Raw genomic sequence first — 23,076 nt, forward strand, 5'->3', positions numbered from 1 at the left:
TCGACTCACCGGCCGGATGTCCCAATGTCTCTATCATTGCGCCACGCGGGTACGGGCGACCGCGTTCGGGCTCGGAGCCGATCTGCCGGGGACGACCCAGACAAGCAAAAAGCCAGCGTTTCCGCTGGCCAGAAATGGTGATGGTGGAGCTGAGGGGACTCGAACCCCTGACCCCCTCGATGCGAACGAGGTGCGCTACCAGACTGCGCCACAGCCCCTCAACCGACTCGCGCCGGACGACCGACCCGCCGTCCGAATCTCAACGGCGAACCGGCGCCAAGGCTAACAGGTACGGCACCCACCGAGCCAATCCGCCCCCCGGCAAGCCGAATCCGACCGAGCAGGCTCAGGCGGAGTGCGAGCCGCGACCGGCCTCGTAGGGGCGACCACGCAGGCCACCCGAGCGGCGGTAGGAGACCGAGGCACGCGCCCGGCCCCCGCTGGCCGCCGCCGGCAGGTCCTCCCGCCGGTCCAGGCCCATCGCGGCCCGGCGTACCGCCTCGCGCTGGGCGGCCAGGCGGCGCTGCGCCTCCCGGCGGGCAGCCGCGCGGCGGGCCTGTTCGCGGCGCACCTCGGCCTGTCGGGCGGCGAGCCAGGCCGCCTCGCGGGCCTGGATCCGACGGCGTCGGCGTCCGGCGATGGCGCGGTTGCGCAGGTGTACGACGTACGCGGCGAGCAGTGCGCCGGTTACCGCGAAGCTGATCCAGAAACCGGGGCTGACCGCGATGACGCCGATCAGCTCGGCGAGGTTGAGCAGGAGCAGTGCGGCGAAGACCCGGCGGCGCCGGTAGACGGCGGGAGTGTGCCGGTGGACCCGGCGGCGGCGACGGGGGCGGGGGCCCGATCGGGGCACGGAACGCAGCCGGCTGGCCCGTCGGCCGGTGGCCGGGGGTGCGGAGACGGGGTCGGGCATTCCGTACACCGGGTTGTTGCCACCGGACAGATCGCCGCGCAGAGTAACCGTAAGAACACGCGACGGATTGAGCGGCTGCCGGCCCGGAACAGTACGGCGTCGCCGGCGGCGCGCAAGCACCCGCGCCGTCGACTGCGCCCGCTCCGCCACCAGCCGCTCGGTGGCGTCGTACCGGCGAACGAGCGCCGGTGCGAAAGCGAGCAGACCCGCGGCGGCGAGGACGGCGAGGAGCACCGAGGCCGGCACCCTCACCCCTCCCGTCACCCACGTCGGGTAACCCCGCCGGCCGTCCGGACCCCCGCCGAGCTGGCAGGGTCGTTACGACCGCCGGACAGTTACCACACATCCAGTTACTTCAGGTTACGGGCGGTGCACCAGGATCAACGTGCGCCGCGCCGATTACCACCAGCAACAATGATCAAGAAGCGACGGTACGGAGCCGGTGCCAGCGGGCCAGCAGACCACCCTCGGCCGCGACCTCCTCGCTGGTCATGGCGTACCCGATGTGGTCGCGCCAGGCGCCGTCGATGTGCATGTAACGCGGGTGGTACGACTCCTCACGGAAGCCGAGCTTCTCCACCACCCGGCGGGACGGGCCGTTCTCCGGCCGGATGTTGACCTCGATCCGGTGCAGCCCACCGGGGCCGAAGGCGTGGTCGGCGACGAGCGCCAGCGCGGTCGGGATCACCCCGCGCCCGGCCACCCGCGCGTCCACCCAGTAGCCGACGTACGCGGAGCAGAACGCCCGGCGGACGATGTTGCCGAGGTTGATGTGCCCGACCAGCCGCTCCCGCCCGTGCTCGCGCAGGCAGACCGCGAACGGCATGCTCTCGCCACGGCGGGCCGAACGGCGCTGGTCCCGGTAGACGTACCGGAACGCGATCGGCGAGTTCAGTTCGTTCCAGCCACCCTGCGGGGCGGTCTCCCACGGCGCCAGCCACGCCTGGTTCGCCCGGCGCACCTCCGACCAGGACGCGGCATCCCCGCGCTTGTACGGCCGCAGCAGCACCGCGCCGTCGGCCAGCGCCACCGGCCAGCCCGGTGTTCCGATCAGGCTCATCGGCGCCGGTCCAGCAGCAGCACGTCCACGGTGGAGCCGGCGGCCGCCGTCGTGACCCGCTCCCCGAGCACCAGCAGGCCGTTCGCCTCGGCCAGCCCGGCCAGGGTGTGCGGACCGCCGCGCAGCGGCTGGACGGTGTAACCGCCGCCGCGCCGCTCGGCGACGTGCGCGGGGCGGAACTCGCGCAGCCCGCCGGGGGACGACACGGTCTCCAGCAGGTGCGCGCGTACGCTCGGCCGGAACACCGGCTCGGCGCCAGCGAGCAGCTGGATCGCCGGGCGGGCCAGCATCTCGAAGCCGATCAACGCGGCACCGGGTTCACCGGGCAGACAGACCACCGGAACCTCCTCGGCACCGACCGTACCGAATCCGAGGGCACTACCGGGGTACAGGGCCACCTCGGTGAAGGTCACCGGCCCGGCCCGGCCGGCGTCGCGGCGGGACAGGATGCGCCGGACCATGTCGCCGGGGCCGGTGCCGGTACCACCGGTGGTGATGATCAGATCCGCCCGCAGGGTCTGGTCCTCCAGCAGGCCGCGCAGCCCCTCCGGGTCGTCGTCGCAGATCCCGACCCGGTACGCGAGCGCCCCGACCTCGGCCGCGGCGGCGGTCAGCGCGTGCGAGTTGGTGTCCACCACCTGACCGGGCTGGCTCGGTCGGCCCACCTCGACGAGTTCGTCACCGGTCGCCACGATCACCACCCGAGGGCTCGGCCGGACCACCACGTGCCCGATACCGGTGGCGGCGAACACCGCGACCAGCGCCGGTGAGACGTACGTGCCGGAGCGGGCGAGCAGTGCCCCGGCCGGCATCTCCTCCCCGGCCCGGCGCAGGCCGTACCCGCGTTTCGGCACCCGGAAGATCTCCACCGCGGCCATGCCCTGGTCGGTCCACTCGACCGGGACGACGACGTCGGCGGCGATCGGCAGCGGGGACCCGGCCGCCACCGAGAAGCAGGAGCCGGGGGTGAGCCGGACCGGGCGCCAACTCGCCGCCCCCAGGTCGCCGACGACGTTGAGCCGCACCGGGCGGGTGTCGCCGGGGCGGCCACGACCGGGTGCGCCGGTGCCGGGCGGGATGAAGCCGCCGCCCCGCCCGGCACCGGCGAGGTCCTCCCAGCGGGCCGCGTACCCGTCGATCGCGGCCTGGTCGAACGCCGGGTACGGATGCGGCGCGAGAACGTCCTCGGCGAGCACGTTCCCGTACGCCTGGGTGAGGTCGAGGTCGAGCGGGGGCAGCGCTCGCAGCCTGCGCAGCGTGCTGCCCAGGTATTCGGCGAGCGGCGTCAGCTCGTTAGCGGCCGCCTCGGCATCGGCCGTGGCTGTCATGTATTGCGCCCGCCGAACGCCTCCGAGTTGACGAAGTCGGCGAGCCACTGCCGGAACTCCCGGCCCAGGTCGTCGCGCTGGCTGGCGAGTTGCACCACCGCCTGGAGGTAGCCCAGTGGCATGCCGGTGTCGAACCGGGTGCCCCGGTAGACGATGGCGTGCACCGGGGTGCCCTCGTCCAGCAGCGTCGCCATCGCGTCGGTGAGCTGGATCTCGCCGCCGCTGCCCGGCCCGGTACGCCGGATCGCCTCGAAGATCTTGCCCGGCAGGATGTACCGGCCGAGTACGGCGAGGTTGCTCGGCGCGTCCTCCGGTGCCGGCTTCTCCACCAGGCCGGTCACCCGGACCACCTCGCCGAGGTCGGTCAGCTCCGGCTCGGCGGGGGCGACCGAGGCGATGCCGTACCGCTTGGTCTCCTCCGGCGGCACCTCCATGAACGCCAGCACGATGCCGTCGGTACGGGCCTGTAGGTCGAGCATGGCCGGCAGCAGCGGCTCGGCCAGGTCCACGAACTCGTCGCCGAGCAGTACGGCGAACGGCGCCTCGGTGCCCACGTGCGCCTCGGCGCAGCCGATCGCGTGGCCGAGCCCGAGCGGCTCGTGCTGCCGGGAGGTGAAGATCTCGACCAGCTGGCTGGGCTTGCGTACCGCTTCCAGCCGCTTCAGGTCACCCTTCTTCTCCAGGTGCGCCTCCAGCGACGGCGAGCGGTCGAAGTGATCCACCATGGAAGTCTTGCCCCGGCCGGTGACCAGCAGGACGTCACGGATACCGGCTGCGGCGGCCTCCTCGATGATGTACTGAAGTACCGGGCGGTCCACCACCGGCAGCAGTTCCTTGGGAACCGCCTTGGTGGCGGGCAGGAATCGGGTGGCCAGACCCGCGGCGGGGATCACCGCCTTGACGGCCCGTCCGGGGGTCGCGCTGGAGGTCGTTCCTGGGGACGCTGAGTGCTCCGACATGCCGCGAGACTATCGGCCACGGCCCTGGCGCGGCGGGTGCGGCCCGGAAGACGCGCCGCCATCGCCCGGACCAGGGTGCCCGCCGGCCCGGGGCAGTCCGTCGTCCGGCGTCGCCGCCGCGGCCGGCACCGGCATCTCCTGCACCGTCGGGCCGTCGCCGGCCGTCGCCACCCGGTGGGTGTCCCGCCCGCCCGCCTTCGCCGCGTACAGGGCGCCGTCGGCCGCGTCGAGCATTCGGGCCGCGGTGGTGGCGTGGTGCGGATAGACGGCGATGCCGATGGAGACGGTGACCGGGACGAGGGCCCGGGGTGCCGCCGACACCGATCCCGGCGGCGGGGGGATCGCGATCGGCGTGTCCCGGACCGCCGCGCCGAGCCGTTCGGCGACGGTGACCGCGCCGCGCGCGTCGGTCTCCGGCAGCAGCAGGACGAACTCCTCGCCACCCTGCCGGAACGCGAGGTCGACCTCCCGGATCACCCCCCGGATCCGGCGGGCGAACTCGGTCAGCACCACGTCCCCGGCCGCGTGCCCGTAGGTGTCGTTGACCTCCTTGAAGCGGTCCAGGTCCAGCACCAGCAGGCTGATCATGCGACCGAACCGGCTGGCCCGCTCGACCTCGCGACGTACCGACTCCTTCAGGTAGCGGTAGTTCCACAACCCGGTCAGCGGATCGGTCAGCGACAGCCGCTGCGCCTCCTCGTGCACCCGTACGTTGTCCACCGCCACCGCCGCGTGGCAGGCGAAGCTGCGCAGGGTGACCAGGTCGGTGTCGTCGAAGTCGTCGGAGCCGTGCCGGTCGTAGAGGACCAGCACGCCGAGGGTGGCGGCGGCCGGGGCCGGGACGAGTGGATCGGCCGGGTGCTGCGGCGGCGGGCCGGCCGAACCGGGGGCGGCGAACGGCACCGCCAGGTACGTCCGGCAGTCCGGTTCGTACCCGTCCCGGTGCGGCCCGTCCCGCTCGATCCGGCCGCGCAGCGGCTCCCCGGTGGCCGCGACCGTGCCGAGTACGCCGGCACCGAGCGGCACCCGGACCGCCTCCGGATCCGCCGCCGGTGGACCGTCCAGCCCCTCGGCGCACTGGCCGACCAGGGTGCCGTCGTCCGGGTCGAGCAGGAGCAGCAGGCCGGCCCGCGCGCCGGTGGCGACCAGCGCGGTCTGGAGGATGACCTGGAGGATCCGGTGCAGGTCGTGGGTGCTGGCGAGGGTGTCGCCGAGCAGCGCCAGGTGGCCCCGGAGCTGGTCCCGGCTGGTGGTCAGGGCGTGCACGTAGGACTGGGTCTCGCGGGTCATCCGGTTGAAGGTCCGGGCCAGCCGGCCGACCTCGTCCGGCCGGTTCACCGGCACCCTGGCGGTCAGGTCCCCGTCGGCGACCCGGTCGACGGCGAGCGCCAGTTCGGACAGCGGGCGGGTGGTCGAGCGGGCCAGCCGCCAGGCCGCCAGTACGGCGAGTAGTCCGGCGAGCAGCACCGCCCCGGCGATGATGGCGTAGATGTCCCGCGGCGGGTTCGGCGGTACGGACAGCACCAGCGGCAGCGGCTGGCCGGGTGACGGGCCGACCCGCCGGACGTACCGGCCGGTGTCGGTCTCGCCGACCGCGTCCCCGTCCAGCCGGCGGGCGGCGACCAGCACCGCGTCCCGGCTGCCGCTGTGCTCGGTGCTCTGGATGGCGGTGCCCGGCGCCGGTTCACCCCGGCAGAGGGTGACGGCGGTGCCGGTGGCCGCCGCGAGCCGGGAGACGAATTCGGGGTCGAGGCGTTGGGCCGCCCACACCGCGCCGATCGAGCCGCCGGCCGGGTCGCGCAGCTCGACCCGTACCGCGAGGGCCTGGATCGCGGCACTGACCGGGTAGCCGCCGGCGCAGTCCGCCCACGGCGCGCCCGGCGCGGCCGGGGTGAGCAGGGTGGTGCCGCCGACGGCGTCGGTGACCCGGATCGCGACGGCGAGGCCGCGGGCGATCACCTGCCGGGCGGCGACGGCCCGGACGACCGGCTCGCCGGCCACCGCGACGGCGTCGGCGGCCGCGTAGAGCTGCTGGCAGAGGGCGCTGACCGAGGTGCGTACGGTGGTGGCGGCGAGGTCGAGCCGCTCCCGTGACCGGTGGTCGTTGACCACGGCGACGGTTCCACCGGCGAAGAACGCGCCGAGCAGCACCGGGCCGAGCACGACGGCGAGGAAGGCGGTGGTCAGCCGTCCACGCAGCGTCACTTTTTCCCCCGGGAAGTTCCGCGTTCGTTGCTGGGATGCTGGGCATCGCCCGACATAGGCAACTGGAGTTACCGCAGGAGTGTTACGTGCCGGATTTTCCGGATGAAGCGGAAGTGACTGACGAGACCCATGGGGAGAAGGTCGCCCTGCGGGCCGTCCTGCTCGCCCGCCGCCGGGCGCTGCCGGCCCCGGACCGGGCCGCCGCCGCCGCGCTCGTCCAGGCCGAGCTGACCCATCTGGTACGCCGAAGCGCGCCGCGCCGGATCACCGCGTACGTTCCGGTCGGCTCCGAACCCGGCGGCCCGAACCTGCCCGAGCACCTGCTCGCCGCACTCGTCCTTGCTGCTCCCGACACCGCTGGGCTCGGTTCGGGCGGGCTCGGTTCGGGCGGGCTCGGTTCGGGCGGTGAGCTGTTGCTGCCGGTGCTTCGGGCCGATCTGGACCTGGACTGGGCCCGTTATTCCGGGTCCGGATCGGGCGGGACGCTGGTGGCCGCCGGGCGGGGGCTGCGCGAGCCGTCCGGCGCCCGGCTGGGCACCGGCGCGATCGGCACCGCGGAGCTGGTGATCGTGCCCGCGCTGGCGGTGGACCGTCGCGGCGTCCGGCTGGGTCGGGGCGGCGGCTCGTACGACCGGGCACTGGCCCGGGTCGGGCCCGGCGCGCTGATCGTGGCCCTGTTGCACGACGGTGAGCTGGTCGACCGGGTGCCGGCGCAGCCGCACGACCGTCCGGTCCACGCCGTGATCACCCCGGCGGACGGGTTCCACCGGCTCGGCCGCGGGTGAGCCGGTCCGGGGCCAGCGTCACGCCGGACACCTCGGGTGGACGAAAATGGGTCCGATGACGCACCATTGGCACTCGGATACGACGAGTGCCAAACGAAAAGCAAGATCCGGAGGAGACCGTGCCCACGTACCAGTACGCCTGCACCGCGTGTGGCCAGCAGCTTGAGGCGGTGCAGTCGTTCACCGACGCGCCGCTGACGGAGTGCCCGGCCTGCGCGGGGCGGCTGCGCAAGGTGTTCAACTCGGTCGGCATCGTCTTCAAGGGCTCGGGCTTCTACCGCACCGACTCCCGTACGACCGGGTCGGACACCGTTGCCGGGGGCGGCTCGACCCCGGCCAAGTCGGAGTCCTCGACCAAGTCGGAGTCCTCGACCGGGTCCGGTTCGACCTCGTCCGGCTCGACGTCGTCGGGCAACGGCGGGTCGGGCAGCGGCGGTTCCGGCAACGGCTCCGGCGGCGGATCCGCCAGTACGTCGAAGTCGACGGCGGGCACGAGCAGCTCCGGCGGCTCATCGTCCGGCAGCGCCGCTTAGCAGATCCACAGCCCGACACCGGAGTTATCCACAACCCGCCGAGTTATCCACAACGGTGAACCGGGCGCCCACGCGCCCGGTTTCCGTACGCCTAGCCTCCTGCCCACCGGAGTACGCCCGCACCGGGCGCCCGGCTCGAACGGGAGGCAGACCGATGGCGACTCCACCCCGGCCGGGACGGCGACCCCCGTCGCTGTCGCCGTCCCGCTGGCCGACCCCGCCCCGGCGCGGTACGGCACTCCGCCTGGCCCTGGCCGCCCTGCTGCTCGCCCTCGCCGCCGGGGTGCTCTACGCCCGCGAGCCGCAGTCTCCCTGCCCCCGGGCCACCGCCGCCGGACCGGACGCGTCACCCCCGGCCGGCGCCGCCGACCCGCCCGGCCACCCGTCATCGGGTCCCGGCTCGTCAGCGACTCCCCCGGCACCGCCGCCCGACCCGGCGCCGCCGGCCGGTGCCGGACTGCCCGCCGGTTCGGCGCCGTCGGGCGGGGACAGGTTGCCGCTGCCGGCGGGCACGGTCGGGGTGCCGATCCGGCTGACCGAGCCGGCCGCGCTCGCCGTCGTACGGCCGGGCACGCGGGTGGACCTGCTCGCCGCCGGCACCGGTTCCCGGCCGACCGGTCCGACCCTGGTCGCCGCGCGAGCGGTGGTGCTGGATGTGCTGACGGCCGACGCCGCGCCGGACGGGACGGGCGCCCTCTACCTCGCGCTGACGCCCGGCGAGGCGCATCGCGCGATCGCCCTGCCCGACGACACCCGCTTCGCGATCATGGTGCGGGAATAGCCGCCCCCACCGGATCGGACCCATCCAAGCCACCAAGTGCCAGACGAATAACTCCTACCCCTGGCTGGTCGTCGTCCTGGCGCGACGATCTTGCACTTGTGGTGGCGAACAAATCCGGATGAGGGGCCTAATTCGGGCGCCACAAGTGCAAGATCGTCGACGAAGTCGGTGGAGTGGGTATCGGCGGGAGTTGGGGGATTACCGTCTAGTCCCAGTGCGGTGGGCGGTCGGCGAGCAGCCGCTCGTCGTTGGAACTCGAACGCTCGCCCCAGCCCCGGTCGGTGTCGTCGGCCGACTGCTCGGGGATCACCACGAAGTCGTCCTCGGAGAGATCGACCGTACGCTCGCCGTCCAGGCCGGTGCCGGCCGACCGGGGCTCGTCCACGCTTTTCACGCTCAGTAGCGTACCCACCCGGGCACTCGGGCCGGTGTGCGCCGGCTCGTACCTCGATCGCTCGGGTAGCGTCGAACGCCGTGACCTCCCCCAGCGACGAGCCCATCGACGACAGCTTCTGGCGGCGGCCGGCCGAACCCGCGACGGGCTCGCCCGATACACCCCCGGCAGACTCCCCCGGTCCCCCGCCGGTCACCTCCCCGGACGGCATCGCCGAACCGTCACCGCGGCCGGCGGAACCGCCGCCGACCGGGCCGCCGTCGGCACCACAGCCTTCGGCCGGGCATGCACCGGCAGCGCGGCCACCGCTGGGCCGGGCACCCGCGGCGCAGCCGGCAGGCGAGCAGGCGACGGCGCCACCGGTGTCGACCGGGCCGTCACCCGCCGCGCCGGCGCCGTACCCTGCTCGGGCCGCCATGCTGCCGCCGCCCTCGTTCGCCGGGGGACCGGCGGGCCCGCCGCCGGCGCCCTACTTCGGGCCGCCGCCGGGCGTGGTGTCCGGCCCGCCGCCGGTGGCACCCGGAGCGGGCGGCTATCCGGGGCCGCCGCAGAGCCCCGTGCCGCCACCGGGCTGGCGACCGCCGGTGCACGTACAGCCGGCGCCGCCGCGTCCGCTGCCGGCCCAGGACATACCCACACTGGAGGCGCAGGAGGCGAGCGCCCGGACGCTGACCTACGGCATCGGGCTGATCACCGGGGCGGTCCTGCTCGTGGTGATGTGTCTGCTCTGCTCCCGCCTGCTGTTCTGAGCCATGCCGCCGGTCGCCGCCGAAGTCCGGACCGGCGCGGGCTAGAGCACCCCGTTCCAGACCACCTGGGCGCCCGAGTCGCCGGTCAGGTAGACGTAGACGGCGCTGAGCACACCCAGCACGATCACCAGACCGGTGACCACCAGCGTCACCCAGCCCGGCAGGTTCGCGCCCCGGGCGCTGGTGACGTAGAGCAGCAGGCCGGCGACGATGCCCAGCCCGAGGGCGAACCAGAACAGCAGGTCGCCGTACCCCTGGTGTTCGGTGAGCTGGGCGACGATCGGCGGCGGGTAGCCCTTGGCGATCAGCGCCTCAAGCAGTTCCTCGCCGGAGAGCTTCGCGAACAGCGCCGAGGCCGGCGCGACCACGGCCAGGAACGCCACCGCCCAACCGATCCTGGCGCGGAACCGGGGCAGGATCCCGTACCCGATCGACAGCAGCACCAGCAGCGGTACGAACACCACCGCCGCGTGCACGACCAACGGATGTACGGGAAGGCCCATGATTTCCAGGAACACGACAACCTCCTCCAGCGGCCGACCACACCGCGAGCCACGGTACGTATAGATCGGGAACGCTTCCCTCAACAGTCGTACACGAAGGCGGAGCCGCTACGGTTCACCCCGGTTCGCAACTCGCCGCTGACCAGGGCCGGGTGCTGTGCCGCACGCCACCGTGCCCGGCGACGGCTTGATGGCTCCGCATACCCGTGCTGTTATTGCCTCATGACGGGCGAGGAGATGCTCCGGTCGAGGGGCCTGCGGGTCACCCGGCCGCGTCTCGCCGTGCTTGAGGTGCTCGCCGCCGGTGGGCACCTGGAGGTCGACGAGATCCTGCGGCGGGTCCGCCGGCGCCTCGACTCGGTCTCCACCCAGGCGGTCTACGACGTGCTCGGCGCGCTGTCGCGGGCCGGGTTGTCCCGACGGATCGAACCGGCCGGCGGCCCGGCGCGGTACGAGGCACGGGCCGGTGACAACCACCACCACGTCGTCTGCCGCAGCTGTGGCGAGATCGAGGATGTCGACTGCGCCCACGGCGCGGCGCCCTGTCTCGACCCGGACAACGCCGGTGGCTTCGAGGTCGACGAGGCCGAGGTCACCTTCTGGGGTCTCTGCCCGAATTGCCAGCAGCGCCGCAGCGCCGACCAGTAGGACGTCGGCCGGCAAGGCCGCGACCGGCGCTTCGATGGTGGCACCCTTGGCTGATGAACCCGGACGATCCGCCGGTGGACCCGGAGCACGACCCGGAGCACGAGGACGACCTCGGCCTGTTCGGTCCGGGCTCGGTCACCTGGAAGGTGCACCGGGAGCCGATCCTGCTCGTCGCCGGGCTCCGCTCCCTCTACCTTCAGGCACTGCATCCACGGGCGGTCGCCGGGGTGGCCCAGAACAGCAGTTTCAAGTCGGACCCGTGGGGTCGACTGATCCGCACCTCCCGGTACGTCGGCACCACCATCTACGGCACCACGGCGCAGGCACAGGCCGCCGGGCGGCGGTTGACCGCACTGCACTCCCGGATGCGGGCCCGGGACCCGGAGACCGGACAGGAGTTCCGGATCGACTCCCCGGACCTGCTGCGCTGGGTGCACGTGACCGAGGTGGAGTCGTTCCTCAGCACGGCCCGGCGGGCCGGCCTGCGGTTGTCCGACGCCGAGACCGACGGCTACTACGCCGAGCAGCGGCGGGCCGCCGCCCTGGTCGGCCTCGACCCGGCCACCGTGCCCGGCTCGGCTGCCGCCGTCGCCGACTACTACCGCGAGGTCCGGCCCGAGCTGCGGATGACCAGGGACGGGGCCGAGACCGCGTTCTTCCTCACCGCGCCGCCGATCCCGTGGAAGGTGAGCCGGCCGGCGCGGCTGGGGCTGAGCCTGGGTCCGCCCCGATTGGCCTATTTCGGGATCGCCGGCATCGCGTTCGGCCTGCTGCCGCCCTGGGCCCGGCGGCTCTACGGCGGCCTCGGCCTGTCGACCACGGACCGGTCGGCCGAACTCAGTGCCCGGACGTTGCGGCTGGCGCTGAACGCGATTCCGCGCCGGTACATGGAGGGACCGATCTACCGGGCGGCACAGGCTCGGGCCGCCCGACTGGCCGGCCCCGGATAGGTTCCCGGCCGACCGGTGCCGGTCCTACCGGTTCTGGTTGTCGTCCGGTCCGGCCGGCGCCACCGGGAGCAGGGTGCGCTCGACGGCCGCCCACGGTTCCTTGGCCTGGGCGGTGGCCCCGCCGGGGCAGGTACGCCGGAAGTCGCACCAGGCGCAGCCGGGCCCCGGGGCGACCGGGAACGCCTCGTCCGGGTCGGTGCCGTCGGTGATCGCCCGTTCGGCGGCCATGATGTCGCGGGCGGTGTCCTCGGCCCGGCTCACCTGACGGGCGATCGACTCCGGGGTGTGGTCGAACGCGGCGACCGTTCCACTGGGCAGGTGGTGCAGTTCGACCCGGCGGCACGGGCGGCGGAACACCCGCTCGGCCGCGTACGCGTAGAGGGCGAGTGCCTGCGAGCCGCGGGCGTCGTCGACGTCCTGTCCGGTACGGCCGGTCTTGTAGTCGACGATCGCCAGTTCGGGGCCGTCGGGGCCGGTGCGGGCGTCGATCCGGTCGGCCCGGCCGTTGAACGCCAGCACCGAGGTCTTGACCGCGACCACCCGTTCCACCCCGAGCGGGTCGACCCCCGGCTCCAGTGTGTCCACATAGGATTCGAGCCAGTGCAGCGCCCGGCGGTACGCGGTCCGCTCCTGCTCGTCGTCGCGGTAACCCTCGCCGACCCAGGTGCCCTTGAGCAGCACCGGCAGCGCCTCCGGGCGGCGTTTCGCCTCGGGCAGGGCATACCAGTTGCGCAGCGCGGTGTGCACGCTCGCGCCGAGCGAGTTGTGCGCCCACGGCGGCCCCTTGACCGGTGCGGGCCGGTCGACGTACGAGTAGCGGTAGCGGCGGGGGCAGTCGGTGTAGCTACCGAGTTTGCTCGGCGTACAGACAAAGAGCCGTTCCGGCATCCCCTCGAAGCCCAACTGCTCCGGCTCGTTGCCTCGCGGGCGTGGGGTCCGGTTACCAGGGGAGGTTGGTCTGCGCACGGACCCGATCCTGCCATCCACCACCGACACTCCGGTCGATGCCCGCTCGGTACGCGCGTCGGCGCCGGCCACCGCCACCCGGCACGGCGGTCAGGACGCCTGTTGGAACACCTTGACGAAGGCGCCGACCGCGTCGGCGATGAGCTGGACCGCGATGGCGGCGAGCAGCAGACCGGCGATCCGGGTGAGCACCTCGATGCCGCTGGGCCGCAGCACCCGTACGATGCCGCCGGAGAACCGCAGGGTGAGCCAGACGGCGACCATCACCGCGACAATGCCGACCGCGATGGCGAGCTGGTCGGAGAGGCCGTCGGCGCCCTGGACGAAGAGCATGGTCGCGACGATCGCGCCCGGCCCGGCGAGCAACGGGGTGCCCAGCGGCACCAGCGCGATGTTGGAGGTGGTCTGCTGGCCGGGGTCGTCGGCCTTGCCGGTGAGCAGTTCGAGCGCCACCAGGACCAGCAGCAACCCGCCGGCACCCTGTAGGGCGGGCAGCGACACGTGCAGGTAGTCGAGGATCGTCTGGCCGGCGACCGCGAAGATCACGATCACCCCGAGGGCGAGCGTCACCGCCTGCCGCGCCGCCCGGTGTCGTTCGCGGGCGGCGAGCGGTCCGGTCAGGGCGAGGAAGATCGGCACCATACCCGGCGGGTCCATGATGACCAGCAGGGTGACGAACACCTCCACGAAGAGCTTGAGATCCACGCGGACACGGTAGTTGGCCGGCCGGGTTATCCCACGTCGATGTGCGCGAGGCCACCGCGGTCATCGCCACCGATCAGGACGAACCAGTCGGCGGGCCGCCGATCAGGACGAAGAAACCACGGGTACGCCGGTCGCCGCACCCACTATCCGCTCGTACGCCGGCACCGACGTGGTGAACGCGCCCAGCCGTACGGTCTTGTGCTCGCCGTGGAAGTCCGACGAGCCCGTCACCACCAGTCCCAGTTGCGCCGCGAGCCGCCGTACGTGCGCCTGCTCGGCCGGGGAGTGGTCCTCGTGGTCGGCTTCCAGCCCGAACAGTCCGGCGGCGGCCAGCTCGACGATCAGCGAGTCCGGCACCACCTCGCCGCGCCGGGTGGCCCGGGGGTGGGCGAAGACCGTCACCCCGCCGGCCTCGCGGACCAGTCGGATCGCGCGGAAGACGTCCAGGTCGTCCTTTGGCGCTCGGTAACGCCAGCCGAGCCACCTCGGTTCGAACGCCTCGCTGGTGCTGGCGACCAGGCCGGCCCGGATCAGCGCCTGCGCGATGTGCGGCCGGCCGACCGTGCCACCGGCCGCCCGCGCCTGGATGTCGGTCCAGTCGACGTCGATCCCGTCGGCCCGCAGCGACTCGACGATCAGCTCGGCCCGGACCTCGCGGGCGGCCCGGATCCGGGTCAGCTCGGCGACGAGTTCCGGGGCGGTCGGGTCGAAGAGGTAGGCGAGCAGGTGCAGGGCGATCGACGGCTCGGTGCCGTACCAGCGGCAGGAGAGTTCGGCTCCGCGTACGAGGGTCAGGCCCGGCGGTAGGGCGGCGACCGCCGGCGCCCAGCCGATGGTGGTGTCGTGGTCGGTGATCGCCACCGTGTCGAGGCCGGCGCGGGCCGCGGCCCGCATCAACTCGGCCGGGGTGAGCGTGCCGTCGCTGGCGGTCGAGTGGGCGTGCAGGTCGATCCGCGCGTCCGGACCGGGCATGGGCAGGGGGTTCGGTGCGGACGAAATCACTGGTACCAGGCTACCGGCAGGCCGGACGTCCCCGGTCGGCCGGCCGAACCGGCACCCGTCGGGCCCTGTTCGACCGGCCCGGACGGGATTCGTCGGGCCCCGCTCGACCGCCCCGAACGGGGACCGCCGGATCCCGGTCGGCCCGACCTCGGGCCGCCGTACCCCGGTCAGCCGGCCGAACCGGCGACCACCAGCAGGCGGTCGTTCGCCCCGGTCTCGGGCACCGGAAGCCGGTCGACCACCGGGTCGGGACCGGGCAGCCGGTAAGGCGAGACCCGGAGCAGCGGGCCTCGCTCCCCGGCGTGCAGCAGCAGCCCGCCGGTGGTCCAGGCCACCGGTCCGGTCAGCCTCGGCCCGGCCGCCCGGACCACCGGCGCCGGCCCGAACACGGTGGTCAGGTCGATCATCAGGGCCAGTTCGGCGGAGGCGTTCCCGGCACCGGCGGTGTCGCCGAACCAGTGCGCGAACACCCCGTTGGCGACCAGCCAGCGGCCGTCCGGGGAGATGGTGCCGCGACCGCCGGGGGCGAGCGGCAGGGCGCAGGTCACCCTGGTCGTGGCCAGTTCCCGGGCCGCGTCCAGCAGGCCCAGGCAGGGCCGCCCACCGTCCGCCGCCGGCAGCTGTCCGACCACGGTACGGCCGTCCGGTAGCGCCCCGTAGACGGTGACCGCCGGATCCCGTCCGGACCACCGGTACCCGCCCCGCTCCGGCCACCACAGGTCGTAGCGCTGGTCCGGGTCGGGCCCGCGGACCAGCACCGCGGCACCGGCGAACCCGGTCGGTACGACCCGGTCCGGTGCGCCGGTACGCCGGACCGGACCGAGTCGGCCCCCGTCGACCGGGGCGACGAGGAGTTGGTCGCCGTCCCGCCAGGCGACCCGCCGGCCGTCCGGCGCCACCGCCACCGCCACCGGCCCGGCCAGCAGCGGTGCCGGCGGGCCGGCGTTGGGGACGTACCAGAGCGTGGATCCGCCGGCCGGGTGGGTGCCCACCACCAGCCAGCCGCCGGGGGTCCGGCTCGCCTGCGCCACCGGCCCGACCGCGCCGAGGTCGACCAGTTCGCCGGTGGCCGTACGCAGTCCTGCCGGCACCACGACGTCGACCGGCAGGGCAACGCCACCGGGTGGCCGGGCGGGTTTCGACGGGTCCCCGACCGACAGCCCGCCGACCCCGGCCAGTACGCAGATCAGCAGCACACTCGCGGCTCCCGTGGCGGTACGCCGCCGCCGGATCCGCCGCCCCCGCCGCCGTACGGCCTCGGCCAGCTCGTCGGCCCGGACCCGATAGCGGTACGCGGCCACCGGCGGTGGGTCGGCGGCTCCCGGCCCGGTGCCGGCCCGCTCGGCCAGGCACTCCCGCAGCACCCGTTCCAACCTGCCCGTGGTCACACTGCTTGGACGCCCCGGCCCCGATTCCCGGTTGTCGTCAGCCGGTTGTCGTCAGCCCGTAGGCGGCTCGGTGGTGGTCAGCCGGTGGAGGGCTGGGCGGTGATCAGCCGGTGGAGGGCTGGGCGGTGATCAGCTTCGGCACGAACTGCCACTGGGCGGTCACCCCGGCCGGCAGCGGCACCACCCGTTGGGTGCCATCGGTCCCGCACCGGACCACACCCCGGTCGTCGGCGGTCAGCAGGGTCCGGCTGTCGGCCCAGGCCGGCGGGACGGTGGTACGGACCGGGCAGGCCACCGCCTCGGGGCGCCCGGCCACCGTCGGCGTCAGGTCGACCAGGCGCACCTCCATCGCCCGGGGATCGGCGAGCCAGCCGCCGTCCGGGGTGGTCCGGTCCCCGGTGGTACCGCGTTCGAGGTCCAGCCCACAGGTGCCGGTCCGCTGGAACGCCAGACCGGCGCCGGCCGCCACCAGGTCGGCCACGCACGGCGGCTGGTCACCGGTCGCGCGTACGAGCCCGCGCAGGGCGTTGCCGTTGCCGCCGTAGACCGCCGTGACATCGGTGTTCCAGTTCGGCCGGTACGCCCGCTGGGGATCCACCACGTCGAAGCCACCGGTGTCGGCGGTCACCACCACGGACCGGTCGAGGAAGGCCACCGGCGAGATGCCGGCCGGCACGTCGACCCTCGTCCGTACGGCGAGGCCGGTGGCGCTGACCCGGGCCACGTAGAGCGCGGTGTCGATGACGAAGGCGAGCTGGTCCCCGCCGGGGTTCAGCGCCCACCGGTCCCGGTTGCCGCTGAGTGAGATCGAGCTGCCGTCGGTACGCAGGAACCGGATCCCGTCGGTTCCGCCGTACACCCAGCCGGTGGGGACCCGGTAGATCCGGGTCACCCTGCCGACCCCGGTCAGCGGCAGCGTACGGCCGTCGGTGGTCCAGAGCCGGTCGGTGGCCCAGAGGTCCAGGCCGACGCCGGTGTCGGTGGTGGGGCGCGGCTCGACCGGCGGGCCGCTGGGGGTGGCATCCGGCTGGCCGTTGAAGGCGATCACCGACTCGCCCGGGTCGGCGTTGCCGCCGGAGATGTCCCGTAGCGAGACGATCCCGCCGACGGTGACCAGCAGCGCGAGCGCGGCGGCGACCGACGAGGCGGCGGTTCGGCGTCGTCGGGCCGCCCGCCCGCGACGGATGGCGACGCTGGCCGGGTCGTTGATCAGGGGCGGGGACTGGACCTGTTCGGCGAACATGCCCCGCAGCGAGTCCTCAAGCATCGTCATCGGCCCTCGCCCCGGGCCGCCGGCCCGGCTGGTGCCGGTGCCCCGGGCACGGTCGTCACCGGCAGCCGGGCCGACGCGGTACGCGGCACGGCCGGCACCCGACGTGGCGCGGGTACGGCTGCCGGGGCGGCGCCGCGTGCTCCACCCGGACCGGCGGTCGACCCGGTGTCGGTCCGCCCCCTGGCCGGCGAGCCGTGAGCGGATGCCCCGGCGGCAGCGGGTGCCCCGGCAGCAGCGGCGGTACGGGCGGCGAGGGCGGCCTGCGTTCCGAGGGCCGTCGCCGAGCCCGGCTGTTCCTCGCCGAGGCGGCGGCGCAGCGTGTTGAGCGCCCGGAAGGTCTGGCTCTTGACCGTGCCGGGCGAGATGTTGAGCATCGCGGCGGTCTGCGCCTCGGTCATGTCCTCGTAGAAGCGGAGCACCAGGACGGCCCGCTGCCGGGCCGGCAGGGTCCGTACGTGCCGCCAGAGGGCGTCACGTTCCAGCTGCTCCTCGATCATGTCCGGGGCCGGCCGCTCGGGCAGCACCTCGGTCGGGCGCTCGCCGTGCCAGCGCCGCCGCCACCAACTCGTCGCGGTGTTGACCAGCACCCGCCGCGCGTACGGCTCGACCGCCTCGATCTCGCCGAGCCGCTTCCAGGCCAGGTACGTCTTGGTCAGCGCGGTCTGCAACAGGTCCTCGGCCGTCGCCCAGTCCCCCGCCAGCAGGTACGCGGTACGCAGCAGGGCGGCGGATCGGGCCGCGACGAACTCGCGGAACTCGTCTTCCAGGTCTGCCCTGGCCGCCACCTGTCGCCTCCCCGAAGCTGTACCAACCGTCAGGTTGTCACAGCCAGGGCCGTCGAGTCGACGGCGATCAGTGCGGGTTCCCTCCGATTTTCGGTTGGAAGTCCCGCACCCATCGCACAGTCTCGGCTACACCGAGCTACGCTCCGTCGTCGGCCTTGGCCTCGTCGGCTTCCTTGCCGAGCCGCGCCTCGACCGCCTGCGGCTCGTACATTTCCTCGACCACACGCAGGTAGAGCTCGTTCGGGTTGGGCAGGTACTTGACCTCGCGCAACGCCTGGTCCTGACCGGCCGACTCCAGCACGAAGGTGCCGTAGTTGAGGGTCCGGCCCAGCGGCGACTGCTCGTACTTCATGTCGGTGACCCGGGCCAGCGGCATCATCGCGACCCGCCGGGTGATGATCCCGTTGACCACCATCACCCGCTTGTTGGTCAGGATGAACCGGTCGAAGAACCAGTCCGCGACCTTCCATGCCACGTAGCCCATGACGCCGAGCCAGATCAGCGCGGCGATCAGGGTGAGCCCGGCGATCTGCTGCCCGGCCAGGAAGCCGGAGAGGTAGCCGAGCACGAAGGTGGCGGCGAGCCCGATCAGGATCGGGGTGGCCAGATAGATCTTGTGTCGCTTCCACTCGCCCCGGTACCGCTCGGTGGGGAAGAGGTAACGCGCCACCAGGGCGGTCGGCTCGTCCTCCAGCGGCAGCACCCGGCGCGGGCCGAGCGGCATGCCCGACGCGTCGACCCGGAGCCCGGCCAACTCCTCTTCGGAGATTTCCGGGGGCCGGTAGCCGGCGTCCGGGTCACGGTCCCAGGTCCGGCCCGAGCGTGACTCGTCGTCGTAGCCGGCGCCCTCGGGGTAGGGCGGCCCGTCCGAATAGGAGGGGCCGCCACCGTAGGGAGAGCCGTCGCCGAGGTCGTCGTCGGGTCGGGCTCGGGGAATCGGCTCGGTGTCCCGCTCGCGACGCCAGCGTTCGGCGTCGTCTGGGTCGGGGGGTGGCCCGGACGGATTGCCCATGCCCGGCTACGCGAAGAGGCTGGCGAAGAAGTCGCTGAAGCCCTGCGCGATGTCCATTACGCCGCCGCCCAACGACTTGAAGACGTCGGCGGCGGAGTCAGGTCGGAACGCGACGAAGAAAACCAGGAAGGCGATTCCGCCCCAGGTGAGGACCTTCTTGACCATGACGGGCCATCCCCTCATCGGCGCCGAGTGGCGTCACCGCAGCAGTACGTAGCGTATCAGTCAGGTGTCGTACCGTGAATTCCAAGTTTGTGCCATTTCCGAACCGGCCCGGCCGGTCGCTAGACCAACCCGTGCAGGTACGGAGACGGCGCGCCGTACACCAGCTCGGGCGGCAACCACTCGGTCAAGTCGTGTAGCACGACATCTTCCGCGAGGAGGTAGCCCGCGCTCGACGGCCAGGTTATCGCATATAGCCACCGTCCCCGAGCCTCGCCGACGTACGCGCTGCGGTCTGTCGGGGATTTGACCGACCAAAGTGGAGTCGGATGCCCGTCGGCCCGTACCTTCGCATGTGGGGGGTGCTCCGCGTGTCCCGGCAGCTCATCGGTCATCACGTCGGCCAGCAGGGCACCGGGATCGAGACCGGCGATGCCGGCGAACCGGGTGCCGAGACCGACGCCGGGTTCCTCGGCCACCAGGACCAGGTCGGCCGGTCCGCCGCCCAGCGGAGCCGGTCCGCTGCACGCCACGGCGGTGGCTCGCACACCCGTACGATCGTCACCGGCCCAGACCGAGCCGGTCATCACCCATCCGGGCGGCAGCGGCCACGGGCACCACAGCGGCATCGGAGAACCGTTCGTCGGCTCGGGCGTGTCCCGGATCCGGTCGGTCGCGCTCGCCACGATCCCCGGCCCGACCTGCCCCGCCGTGTGCAGCGGCGGCACCGGGCCACAGTCCGTGCAGCGCCAGTCGGTGTGCATCAGGTCCGGCGGCGAAACCGCACCACCGCACCTCGGACAACTCACCGCAAGACTCACACGAACTACAGTCCACGGCACAGCACCCCGTAGTCAAGCGAACCGGCCTTTTCGGTCAACTTGCCTCGGAGCGGCGGTCAGCCGGGCGAGCCGGACGACCACTCCGGCGGCGGCGGACCGGCGTGTGCCCGGATCCAGGCGTGCATGGCGATCCCGCTGGCCACCCCGGCGTTGATCGAGCGGGTGGACCCGTACTGGGCGATCGAGAAGAGTTGGTCGCAGGCGGTACGGGCCGGATCGGACAACCCCGGCCCCTCCTGCCCGAAGAGCAGTACGCATCGTGGCGGCAGGGTGACCGTCTCCAGCGGGCGCGAGCCGGGCAGATTGTCGATCCCGATGACCACGAGATCGGCCGACCGCGCCCAGGCGACGAACTGGTCGATCGTCTCGTGGTGCCGGACATGCTGGTACCGGTCGGTCACCATGGCACCCCGCCGGTTCCACCGCCGCCGCCCGACCACGTGCACCTCGGCGGCGAGGAAGGCGTTCGCGTTCCGTACCACCGTGCCGATGTTGAAGTCGTGCTGCCAGTTCTCGATCGCCACGTGGAAGGTGTGCCGGCGCCGGTCCAGGTCGGCGATGACCGCCTCCTGCCGCCAGTACCGGTAGCGGTCCACCACGTTGCGCCGGTCGCCGTGGGCGAGCAGTTCGGGGTCGTACCGGGGATCGGTCGGCGGATCGCCCGGCCATGGGCCGACGCCGATCTCCGACTCGTCGCCCTCCGGGGCCCCATCTCCCACGAGCACAGAGGGTACGGCCCGTCGGGCACCCCGCTCGGCGCAGGCCCGGCAGCGCCAAGCCCCGTCCAGCGCAGGCCCGACGGCACCGAGCCCGTTCGACGCGGGCCCGACGGCACCGAGCCCCGCTCAGCGCAGAGCCAGTGCGGTGCCGAGTCGGGCGAGGAAGCCACCGGAGCCGTCGGGCAGCCACTCCCCGGCGGTGCCGAGGTGCCGGTCCACCGGGTGGGCGGCCCGGCGTACCCGTGCCGCCACCGACTGCACCCACTGCCGGTAGGCCGCCGAATCAGCCGGGTCGGCCCGGTCGGCGAGCAGTTCGACCGCCGCCTGGCAGGAGACCAGCAGTCCGGCCAACCGGTCGTGCCGGTCGGCCCGCCGCCCGGCACCGGACGCGACCGAAGAGCCGGACACGACCGAAGAGCCGTCACCGGGTACGCCACCATGACTCCCGCCCAGCCGCCACGCCGGGCGGAGTCCGGCGTACAGCGGCGCGTCGTCGGGTTCGGCGTAGATCGCCGCCACCACGGCCCGGACCAGGTCACTGTCGAATGCCCGTCCGGCGGCGATGCCCTCCAGGCCGGCCAGCCCCTCACGGACGGCATGGCGCGGACTTGCCGGTTGCGGCGAGGTTGCCGCCACCAGGACCCGACCGGGCAGCCGGATGAGTAGTTTCCACTCGTCGGTGGAGTAGGCCAGGGTGGGCGCTCGGCCGGTTCGGCGACCGGCGATCGGCGGCTCACCCGGCACGGAGTAACTCATGGGGGACCTCCCGGCGCCAGCATATGACCACCGGAGCAGAGGAATGAGGTCTTGCGAGACAGAGAATCAGGCTTGCGAAAGGCGCTGCGACCCTCGTCGGGCAGGGTCGGGCCCCGGATCAGAAACGGGTCCGGACGCAATGAGCGGCGGGGCCCTCCCCGGCACCCGCCGCCCACGCTCTGATACGAGAGATTCTGCCCGATGACCGCCACACACAGAAGAGTCTTAACAGAGACAGAGATCACAGTTACTTTTCTGCAACATTACTTTACGTGAGAGTTGATGTTGCGGTGACCCATGGTCATCCTGGCAATTTCCGCTCCTCATGAGCGTGTTCGTCGGATCACCACGGGTCGCGAAGGTCAAGAATTTGGAAGCGCTCCCGTAACTGAACGTAATTAGTTAATCTTCTTTCATCATGCTCTTCTTCGAACCCGCATGGCGATTGACATCGATACGGTCGGTCACGAGGCGTTACCAACGGATCGACCCTGTCCACTGGATCGGATCGGCGTGACCCTGGCCACGCTGGGCGTTTCGGTGCGCGGGGACCGGGAATGTCCGTACGGGCGAAGAGGTTCTTGCAGGCATAGGTCTCAACCCGTGAACGGAGAGTTCGATGGCGACCGTTGAGCTGACTTCAGCCAACTTCGACGAGGTGACCAGTTCGGAGGGCACCGTTCTGGTGGACTTCTGGGCAGATTGGTGTGGCCCCTGTAAGCGGTTCGCCCCGGTCTACGAGAACTCGTCCCAGAAGCACCCGGATGTGGTCTTCGGCAAGGTGGACACCGAGGCCCAGCAGGAGATCGCCGCCAAGTTCGACATCCGCTCGATCCCCACGATCATGGCGGTCCGGGACGGCGTCATCGTCTTCTCCCAGCCGGGCGCGCTTCCCGAGACCGCCCTTGAGTCGCTGATCGAGCAGGTCCAACAGCTCGACATGGAAGACGTACGCAAGCAACTCGCCAACCACGAACACTGACCCACCCACCACCCGCACCACCCCGGCCGGCCACCCCAGGTGCCCGGCCGGCCCCTTTCCCCTCCCCTCCCCTCCCCTTCCCCCGCCCCCTCCCCGCTCTCTTTCCCCGTCGATCTAGGGCAAATACGTGCTAGTTGATCTCTATCCACCACCATTTGCCCTAGATCGACGGGGAGAGGGGTGGGGGGTTAGCGCGGAGGGGGGAGGGGAGGGAGGGGGAGAGGGGGAGAGGGAGGGGTTAGTGAGGGGTGGGGTTGGGGTGTTGGTCGCGGGCGGATTGGGGGAGGGAGCAGGCGGCGGTGCCGCCGGGCATGCGGTGGCGGTTGCGGGCGACCCAGCGGTACGTGGGCCAGGCGACCGCGCGTACCGGTGGGAGGCGGAGCAGTCGACCCAGCACACGCCACACCGGCCGGCTGTCACCGAGCAGCCGGGCGATGGCATCGGGACCGGCCGCCCGTACGCCGTCCGCACCGACCCACTGGACGGCTGCGTCGCAGTCCGCGACGGTCAGTCCGAGCGCGTCGATGTCGGTGAACTGCCAGGGCAGCACCCGGGCGCGGGTCGGAACACGCCGACTGGCGAACTCCGCGCAGGTGGTGCAGAACGCGCAGTCGCCGTCGTACAGGAAAATGGACCGGTCCATCCGTCCATCCTCCTCCGCCAGGGCGGGACGGGC

26 protein-coding genes and 1 tRNA gene are annotated in these 23,076 nt (G+C 72.8%); 7 read left to right on the forward strand and 20 right to left on the reverse strand.

Going from position 1 to position 23,076, the window contains the following annotated elements; genetic code table 11:
- Positions 1–141 precede the first annotated feature (141 nt).
- The 6 genes from OG792_RS30300 to OG792_RS30325 form a co-directional block, all read right to left on the reverse strand.
- Positions 142–218 (reverse strand) — tRNA-Ala (locus OG792_RS30300).
- A 128-nt stretch (positions 219–346) separates the two neighbouring features.
- The gene (sepX, locus tag OG792_RS30305; protein ID WP_329111526.1) at positions 347–1,165 is read right to left on the reverse strand and encodes a divisome protein SepX/GlpR; all 819 of its coding nucleotides are present in this window, start codon (positions 1,163–1,165) and stop codon (positions 347–349) included.
- A gap of 166 nt (positions 1,166–1,331) precedes the next feature.
- The gene (locus OG792_RS30310) at positions 1,332–1,973 is read right to left on the reverse strand and encodes a GNAT family N-acetyltransferase (protein WP_329104647.1); all 642 of its coding nucleotides are present in this window, start codon (positions 1,971–1,973) and stop codon (positions 1,332–1,334) included.
- Positions 1,970–3,301 carry a molybdopterin molybdotransferase MoeA gene (locus OG792_RS30315; protein WP_329104649.1) on the reverse strand — a complete coding sequence of 444 codons (1,332 nt, stop codon included), beginning with the start codon at positions 3,299–3,301 and terminating at the stop codon, positions 1,970–1,972. Before OG792_RS30315 ends, OG792_RS30310 begins: the two co-directional genes overlap by 4 nt.
- Complete coding sequence (locus OG792_RS30320) at positions 3,298–4,260, reverse strand: UTP--glucose-1-phosphate uridylyltransferase (protein ID WP_329104651.1); 963 nt, start codon at positions 4,258–4,260, stop codon at positions 3,298–3,300. The genes OG792_RS30315 and OG792_RS30320 overlap by 4 nt, the downstream gene beginning before the upstream one ends.
- A 9-nt stretch (positions 4,261–4,269) precedes the next feature.
- Positions 4,270–6,465, reverse strand: a complete 2,196-nt coding sequence (locus OG792_RS30325; protein WP_329104653.1) for a GGDEF domain-containing protein — start codon at positions 6,463–6,465, stop codon at positions 4,270–4,272.
- 86 nt (positions 6,466–6,551) lie between these two features.
- On the opposite strand from OG792_RS30325, the gene OG792_RS30330 reads away from it, so the two are divergent.
- From OG792_RS30330 to OG792_RS30340, 3 genes are all read left to right on the forward strand, one after another.
- Entirely contained in the window at positions 6,552–7,250 is a 699-nt protein-coding gene (locus OG792_RS30330) for a 5-formyltetrahydrofolate cyclo-ligase (protein ID WP_329104654.1), read from the forward strand.
- A gap of 86 nt (positions 7,251–7,336) precedes the next feature.
- Entirely contained in the window at positions 7,337–7,783 is a 447-nt protein-coding gene (locus OG792_RS30335) for an FmdB family zinc ribbon protein (protein ID WP_329104656.1), read from the forward strand.
- Between the two features lie 154 nt (positions 7,784–7,937).
- Positions 7,938–8,564 (forward strand): flagellar biosynthesis protein FlgA, encoded by a 627-nt coding sequence (locus OG792_RS30340; protein WP_329104658.1) that lies wholly within the window; start codon positions 7,938–7,940, stop codon positions 8,562–8,564.
- Positions 8,565–8,769: 205 nt separating this feature from the next.
- On the opposite strand, the gene OG792_RS30345 is transcribed toward OG792_RS30340, so the two are convergent.
- Positions 8,770–8,958 carry a hypothetical protein gene (locus tag OG792_RS30345; protein WP_329104660.1) on the reverse strand — a complete coding sequence of 63 codons (189 nt, stop codon included), beginning with the start codon at positions 8,956–8,958 and terminating at the stop codon, positions 8,770–8,772.
- A 362-nt stretch (positions 8,959–9,320) separates the two neighbouring features.
- Between OG792_RS30345 and OG792_RS30350 the strand changes: the two genes are divergently transcribed.
- Positions 9,321–9,707, forward strand: a complete 387-nt coding sequence (locus tag OG792_RS30350; protein WP_329104662.1) for a hypothetical protein — start codon at positions 9,321–9,323, stop codon at positions 9,705–9,707.
- Between the two features lie 41 nt (positions 9,708–9,748).
- On the opposite strand, the gene OG792_RS30355 is transcribed toward OG792_RS30350, so the two are convergent.
- Positions 9,749–10,225 (reverse strand): DUF2231 domain-containing protein, encoded by a 477-nt coding sequence (locus tag OG792_RS30355; protein ID WP_329104663.1) that lies wholly within the window; start codon positions 10,223–10,225, stop codon positions 9,749–9,751.
- A 207-nt stretch (positions 10,226–10,432) separates the two neighbouring features.
- On the opposite strand from OG792_RS30355, the gene OG792_RS30360 reads away from it, so the two are divergent.
- Together OG792_RS30360 and OG792_RS30365 are read left to right on the forward strand one after the other, a co-directional pair.
- Positions 10,433–10,858, forward strand: a complete 426-nt coding sequence (locus OG792_RS30360) for a Fur family transcriptional regulator (RefSeq protein WP_329104665.1) — start codon at positions 10,433–10,435, stop codon at positions 10,856–10,858.
- Positions 10,859–10,911: 53 nt separating this feature from the next.
- On the forward strand, positions 10,912–11,808 hold the full coding sequence (locus OG792_RS30365; RefSeq protein WP_329104667.1) for an oxygenase MpaB family protein: 897 nt from the start codon (positions 10,912–10,914) through the stop codon (positions 11,806–11,808).
- A 24-nt stretch (positions 11,809–11,832) separates the two neighbouring features.
- On the opposite strand, the gene OG792_RS30370 is transcribed toward OG792_RS30365, so the two are convergent.
- The 11 genes from OG792_RS30370 to OG792_RS30420 form a co-directional block, all read right to left on the reverse strand.
- On the reverse strand, positions 11,833–12,774 hold the full coding sequence (locus OG792_RS30370) for a RecB family exonuclease (RefSeq protein ID WP_442932327.1): 942 nt from the start codon (positions 12,772–12,774) through the stop codon (positions 11,833–11,835).
- A gap of 90 nt (positions 12,775–12,864) precedes the next feature.
- Positions 12,865–13,479, reverse strand: coding sequence for a MarC family protein (locus OG792_RS30375; protein ID WP_329104668.1), 615 nt, complete (start codon positions 13,477–13,479; stop codon positions 12,865–12,867).
- 102 nt (positions 13,480–13,581) lie between these two features.
- On the reverse strand, positions 13,582–14,451 hold the full coding sequence (locus OG792_RS30380; protein ID WP_329111530.1) for a PHP domain-containing protein: 870 nt from the start codon (positions 14,449–14,451) through the stop codon (positions 13,582–13,584).
- A 197-nt stretch (positions 14,452–14,648) separates the two neighbouring features.
- The gene (locus OG792_RS30385; RefSeq protein WP_329104670.1) at positions 14,649–15,869 is read right to left on the reverse strand and encodes a hypothetical protein; all 1,221 of its coding nucleotides are present in this window, start codon (positions 15,867–15,869) and stop codon (positions 14,649–14,651) included.
- 103 nt (positions 15,870–15,972) lie between these two features.
- Complete coding sequence (locus tag OG792_RS30390; RefSeq protein WP_329104672.1) at positions 15,973–17,142, reverse strand: hypothetical protein; 1,170 nt, start codon at positions 17,140–17,142, stop codon at positions 15,973–15,975.
- Complete coding sequence (locus OG792_RS30395) at positions 17,139–17,927, reverse strand: SigE family RNA polymerase sigma factor (RefSeq protein WP_329104674.1); 789 nt, start codon at positions 17,925–17,927, stop codon at positions 17,139–17,141. The genes OG792_RS30390 and OG792_RS30395 overlap by 4 nt, the downstream gene beginning before the upstream one ends.
- Positions 17,928–18,063: 136 nt before the next feature.
- Entirely contained in the window at positions 18,064–18,939 is an 876-nt protein-coding gene (locus OG792_RS30400) for a PH domain-containing protein (protein WP_329104676.1), read from the reverse strand.
- 6 nt (positions 18,940–18,945) lie between these two features.
- Complete coding sequence (locus OG792_RS30405) at positions 18,946–19,104, reverse strand: hypothetical protein (RefSeq protein WP_329104678.1); 159 nt, start codon at positions 19,102–19,104, stop codon at positions 18,946–18,948.
- A 119-nt stretch (positions 19,105–19,223) separates the two neighbouring features.
- Positions 19,224–19,865, reverse strand: a complete 642-nt coding sequence (locus OG792_RS30410; RefSeq protein WP_442932328.1) for a DUF6758 family protein — start codon at positions 19,863–19,865, stop codon at positions 19,224–19,226.
- 134 nt (positions 19,866–19,999) lie between these two features.
- Positions 20,000–20,662 carry a TrmH family RNA methyltransferase gene (locus OG792_RS30415; protein WP_329104682.1) on the reverse strand — a complete coding sequence of 221 codons (663 nt, stop codon included), beginning with the start codon at positions 20,660–20,662 and terminating at the stop codon, positions 20,000–20,002.
- Positions 20,663–20,788: 126 nt separating this feature from the next.
- Positions 20,789–21,418 carry a hypothetical protein gene (locus OG792_RS30420; RefSeq protein WP_329104684.1) on the reverse strand — a complete coding sequence of 210 codons (630 nt, stop codon included), beginning with the start codon at positions 21,416–21,418 and terminating at the stop codon, positions 20,789–20,791.
- A 619-nt stretch (positions 21,419–22,037) separates the two neighbouring features.
- Between OG792_RS30420 and trxA the strand changes: the two genes are divergently transcribed.
- A complete protein-coding gene (trxA, locus tag OG792_RS30425) occupies positions 22,038–22,400 on the forward strand; it encodes a thioredoxin (RefSeq protein WP_329104686.1) in 363 nt (120 codons plus the stop codon).
- A gap of 238 nt (positions 22,401–22,638) precedes the next feature.
- Here trxA and OG792_RS30430 read toward each other — a convergent pair whose 3' ends face one another.
- Positions 22,639–23,043 (reverse strand): thiol-disulfide oxidoreductase DCC family protein, encoded by a 405-nt coding sequence (locus OG792_RS30430; RefSeq protein WP_329104687.1) that lies wholly within the window; start codon positions 23,041–23,043, stop codon positions 22,639–22,641.
- Between the last annotated feature and the right edge of the window lie 33 nt (positions 23,044–23,076).

The sequence above is a fragment of the Micromonospora sp. NBC_01699 genome (assembly GCF_036250065.1).
In the GTDB taxonomy this organism is placed as follows: Bacteria; Actinomycetota; Actinomycetes; order Mycobacteriales; family Micromonosporaceae; genus Micromonospora_G.

Bases quoted from the DNA above. Each gene is read 5' to 3' on its own strand.
- OG792_RS30310 (WP_329104647.1), bottom strand. From the start codon at position 1,973: ATGAGCCTGATCGGAACACCGGGCTGGCCGGTGGCGCTGGCCGACGGC.
- OG792_RS30315 (WP_329104649.1), bottom strand. From the start codon at position 3,301: ATGACAGCCACGGCCGATGCCGAGGCGGCCGCTAACGAGCTGACGCCG.
- OG792_RS30320 (WP_329104651.1), bottom strand. From the start codon at position 4,260: ATGTCGGAGCACTCAGCGTCCCCAGGAACGACCTCCAGCGCGACCCCC.
- OG792_RS30340 (WP_329104658.1), top strand. From the start codon at position 7,938: ATGGCGACTCCACCCCGGCCGGGACGGCGACCCCCGTCGCTGTCGCCG.
- OG792_RS30360 (WP_329104665.1), top strand. From the start codon at position 10,433: ATGACGGGCGAGGAGATGCTCCGGTCGAGGGGCCTGCGGGTCACCCGG.
- OG792_RS30365 (WP_329104667.1), top strand. From the start codon at position 10,912: ATGAACCCGGACGATCCGCCGGTGGACCCGGAGCACGACCCGGAGCAC.
- OG792_RS30380 (WP_329111530.1), bottom strand. From the start codon at position 14,451: ATGCCCGGTCCGGACGCGCGGATCGACCTGCACGCCCACTCGACCGCC.
- OG792_RS30390 (WP_329104672.1), bottom strand. From the start codon at position 17,142: ATGACGATGCTTGAGGACTCGCTGCGGGGCATGTTCGCCGAACAGGTC.
- OG792_RS30400 (WP_329104676.1), bottom strand. From the start codon at position 18,939: ATGGGCAATCCGTCCGGGCCACCCCCCGACCCAGACGACGCCGAACGC.
- OG792_RS30405 (WP_329104678.1), bottom strand. From the start codon at position 19,104: ATGGTCAAGAAGGTCCTCACCTGGGGCGGAATCGCCTTCCTGGTTTTC.
- OG792_RS30410 (WP_442932328.1), bottom strand. From the start codon at position 19,865: ATGCACACCGACTGGCGCTGCACGGACTGTGGCCCGGTGCCGCCGCTG.
- OG792_RS30420 (WP_329104684.1), bottom strand. From the start codon at position 21,418: ATGAGTTACTCCGTGCCGGGTGAGCCGCCGATCGCCGGTCGCCGAACC.
- trxA (WP_329104686.1), top strand. From the start codon at position 22,038: ATGGCGACCGTTGAGCTGACTTCAGCCAACTTCGACGAGGTGACCAGT.
- OG792_RS30430 (WP_329104687.1), bottom strand. From the start codon at position 23,043: ATGGACCGGTCCATTTTCCTGTACGACGGCGACTGCGCGTTCTGCACC.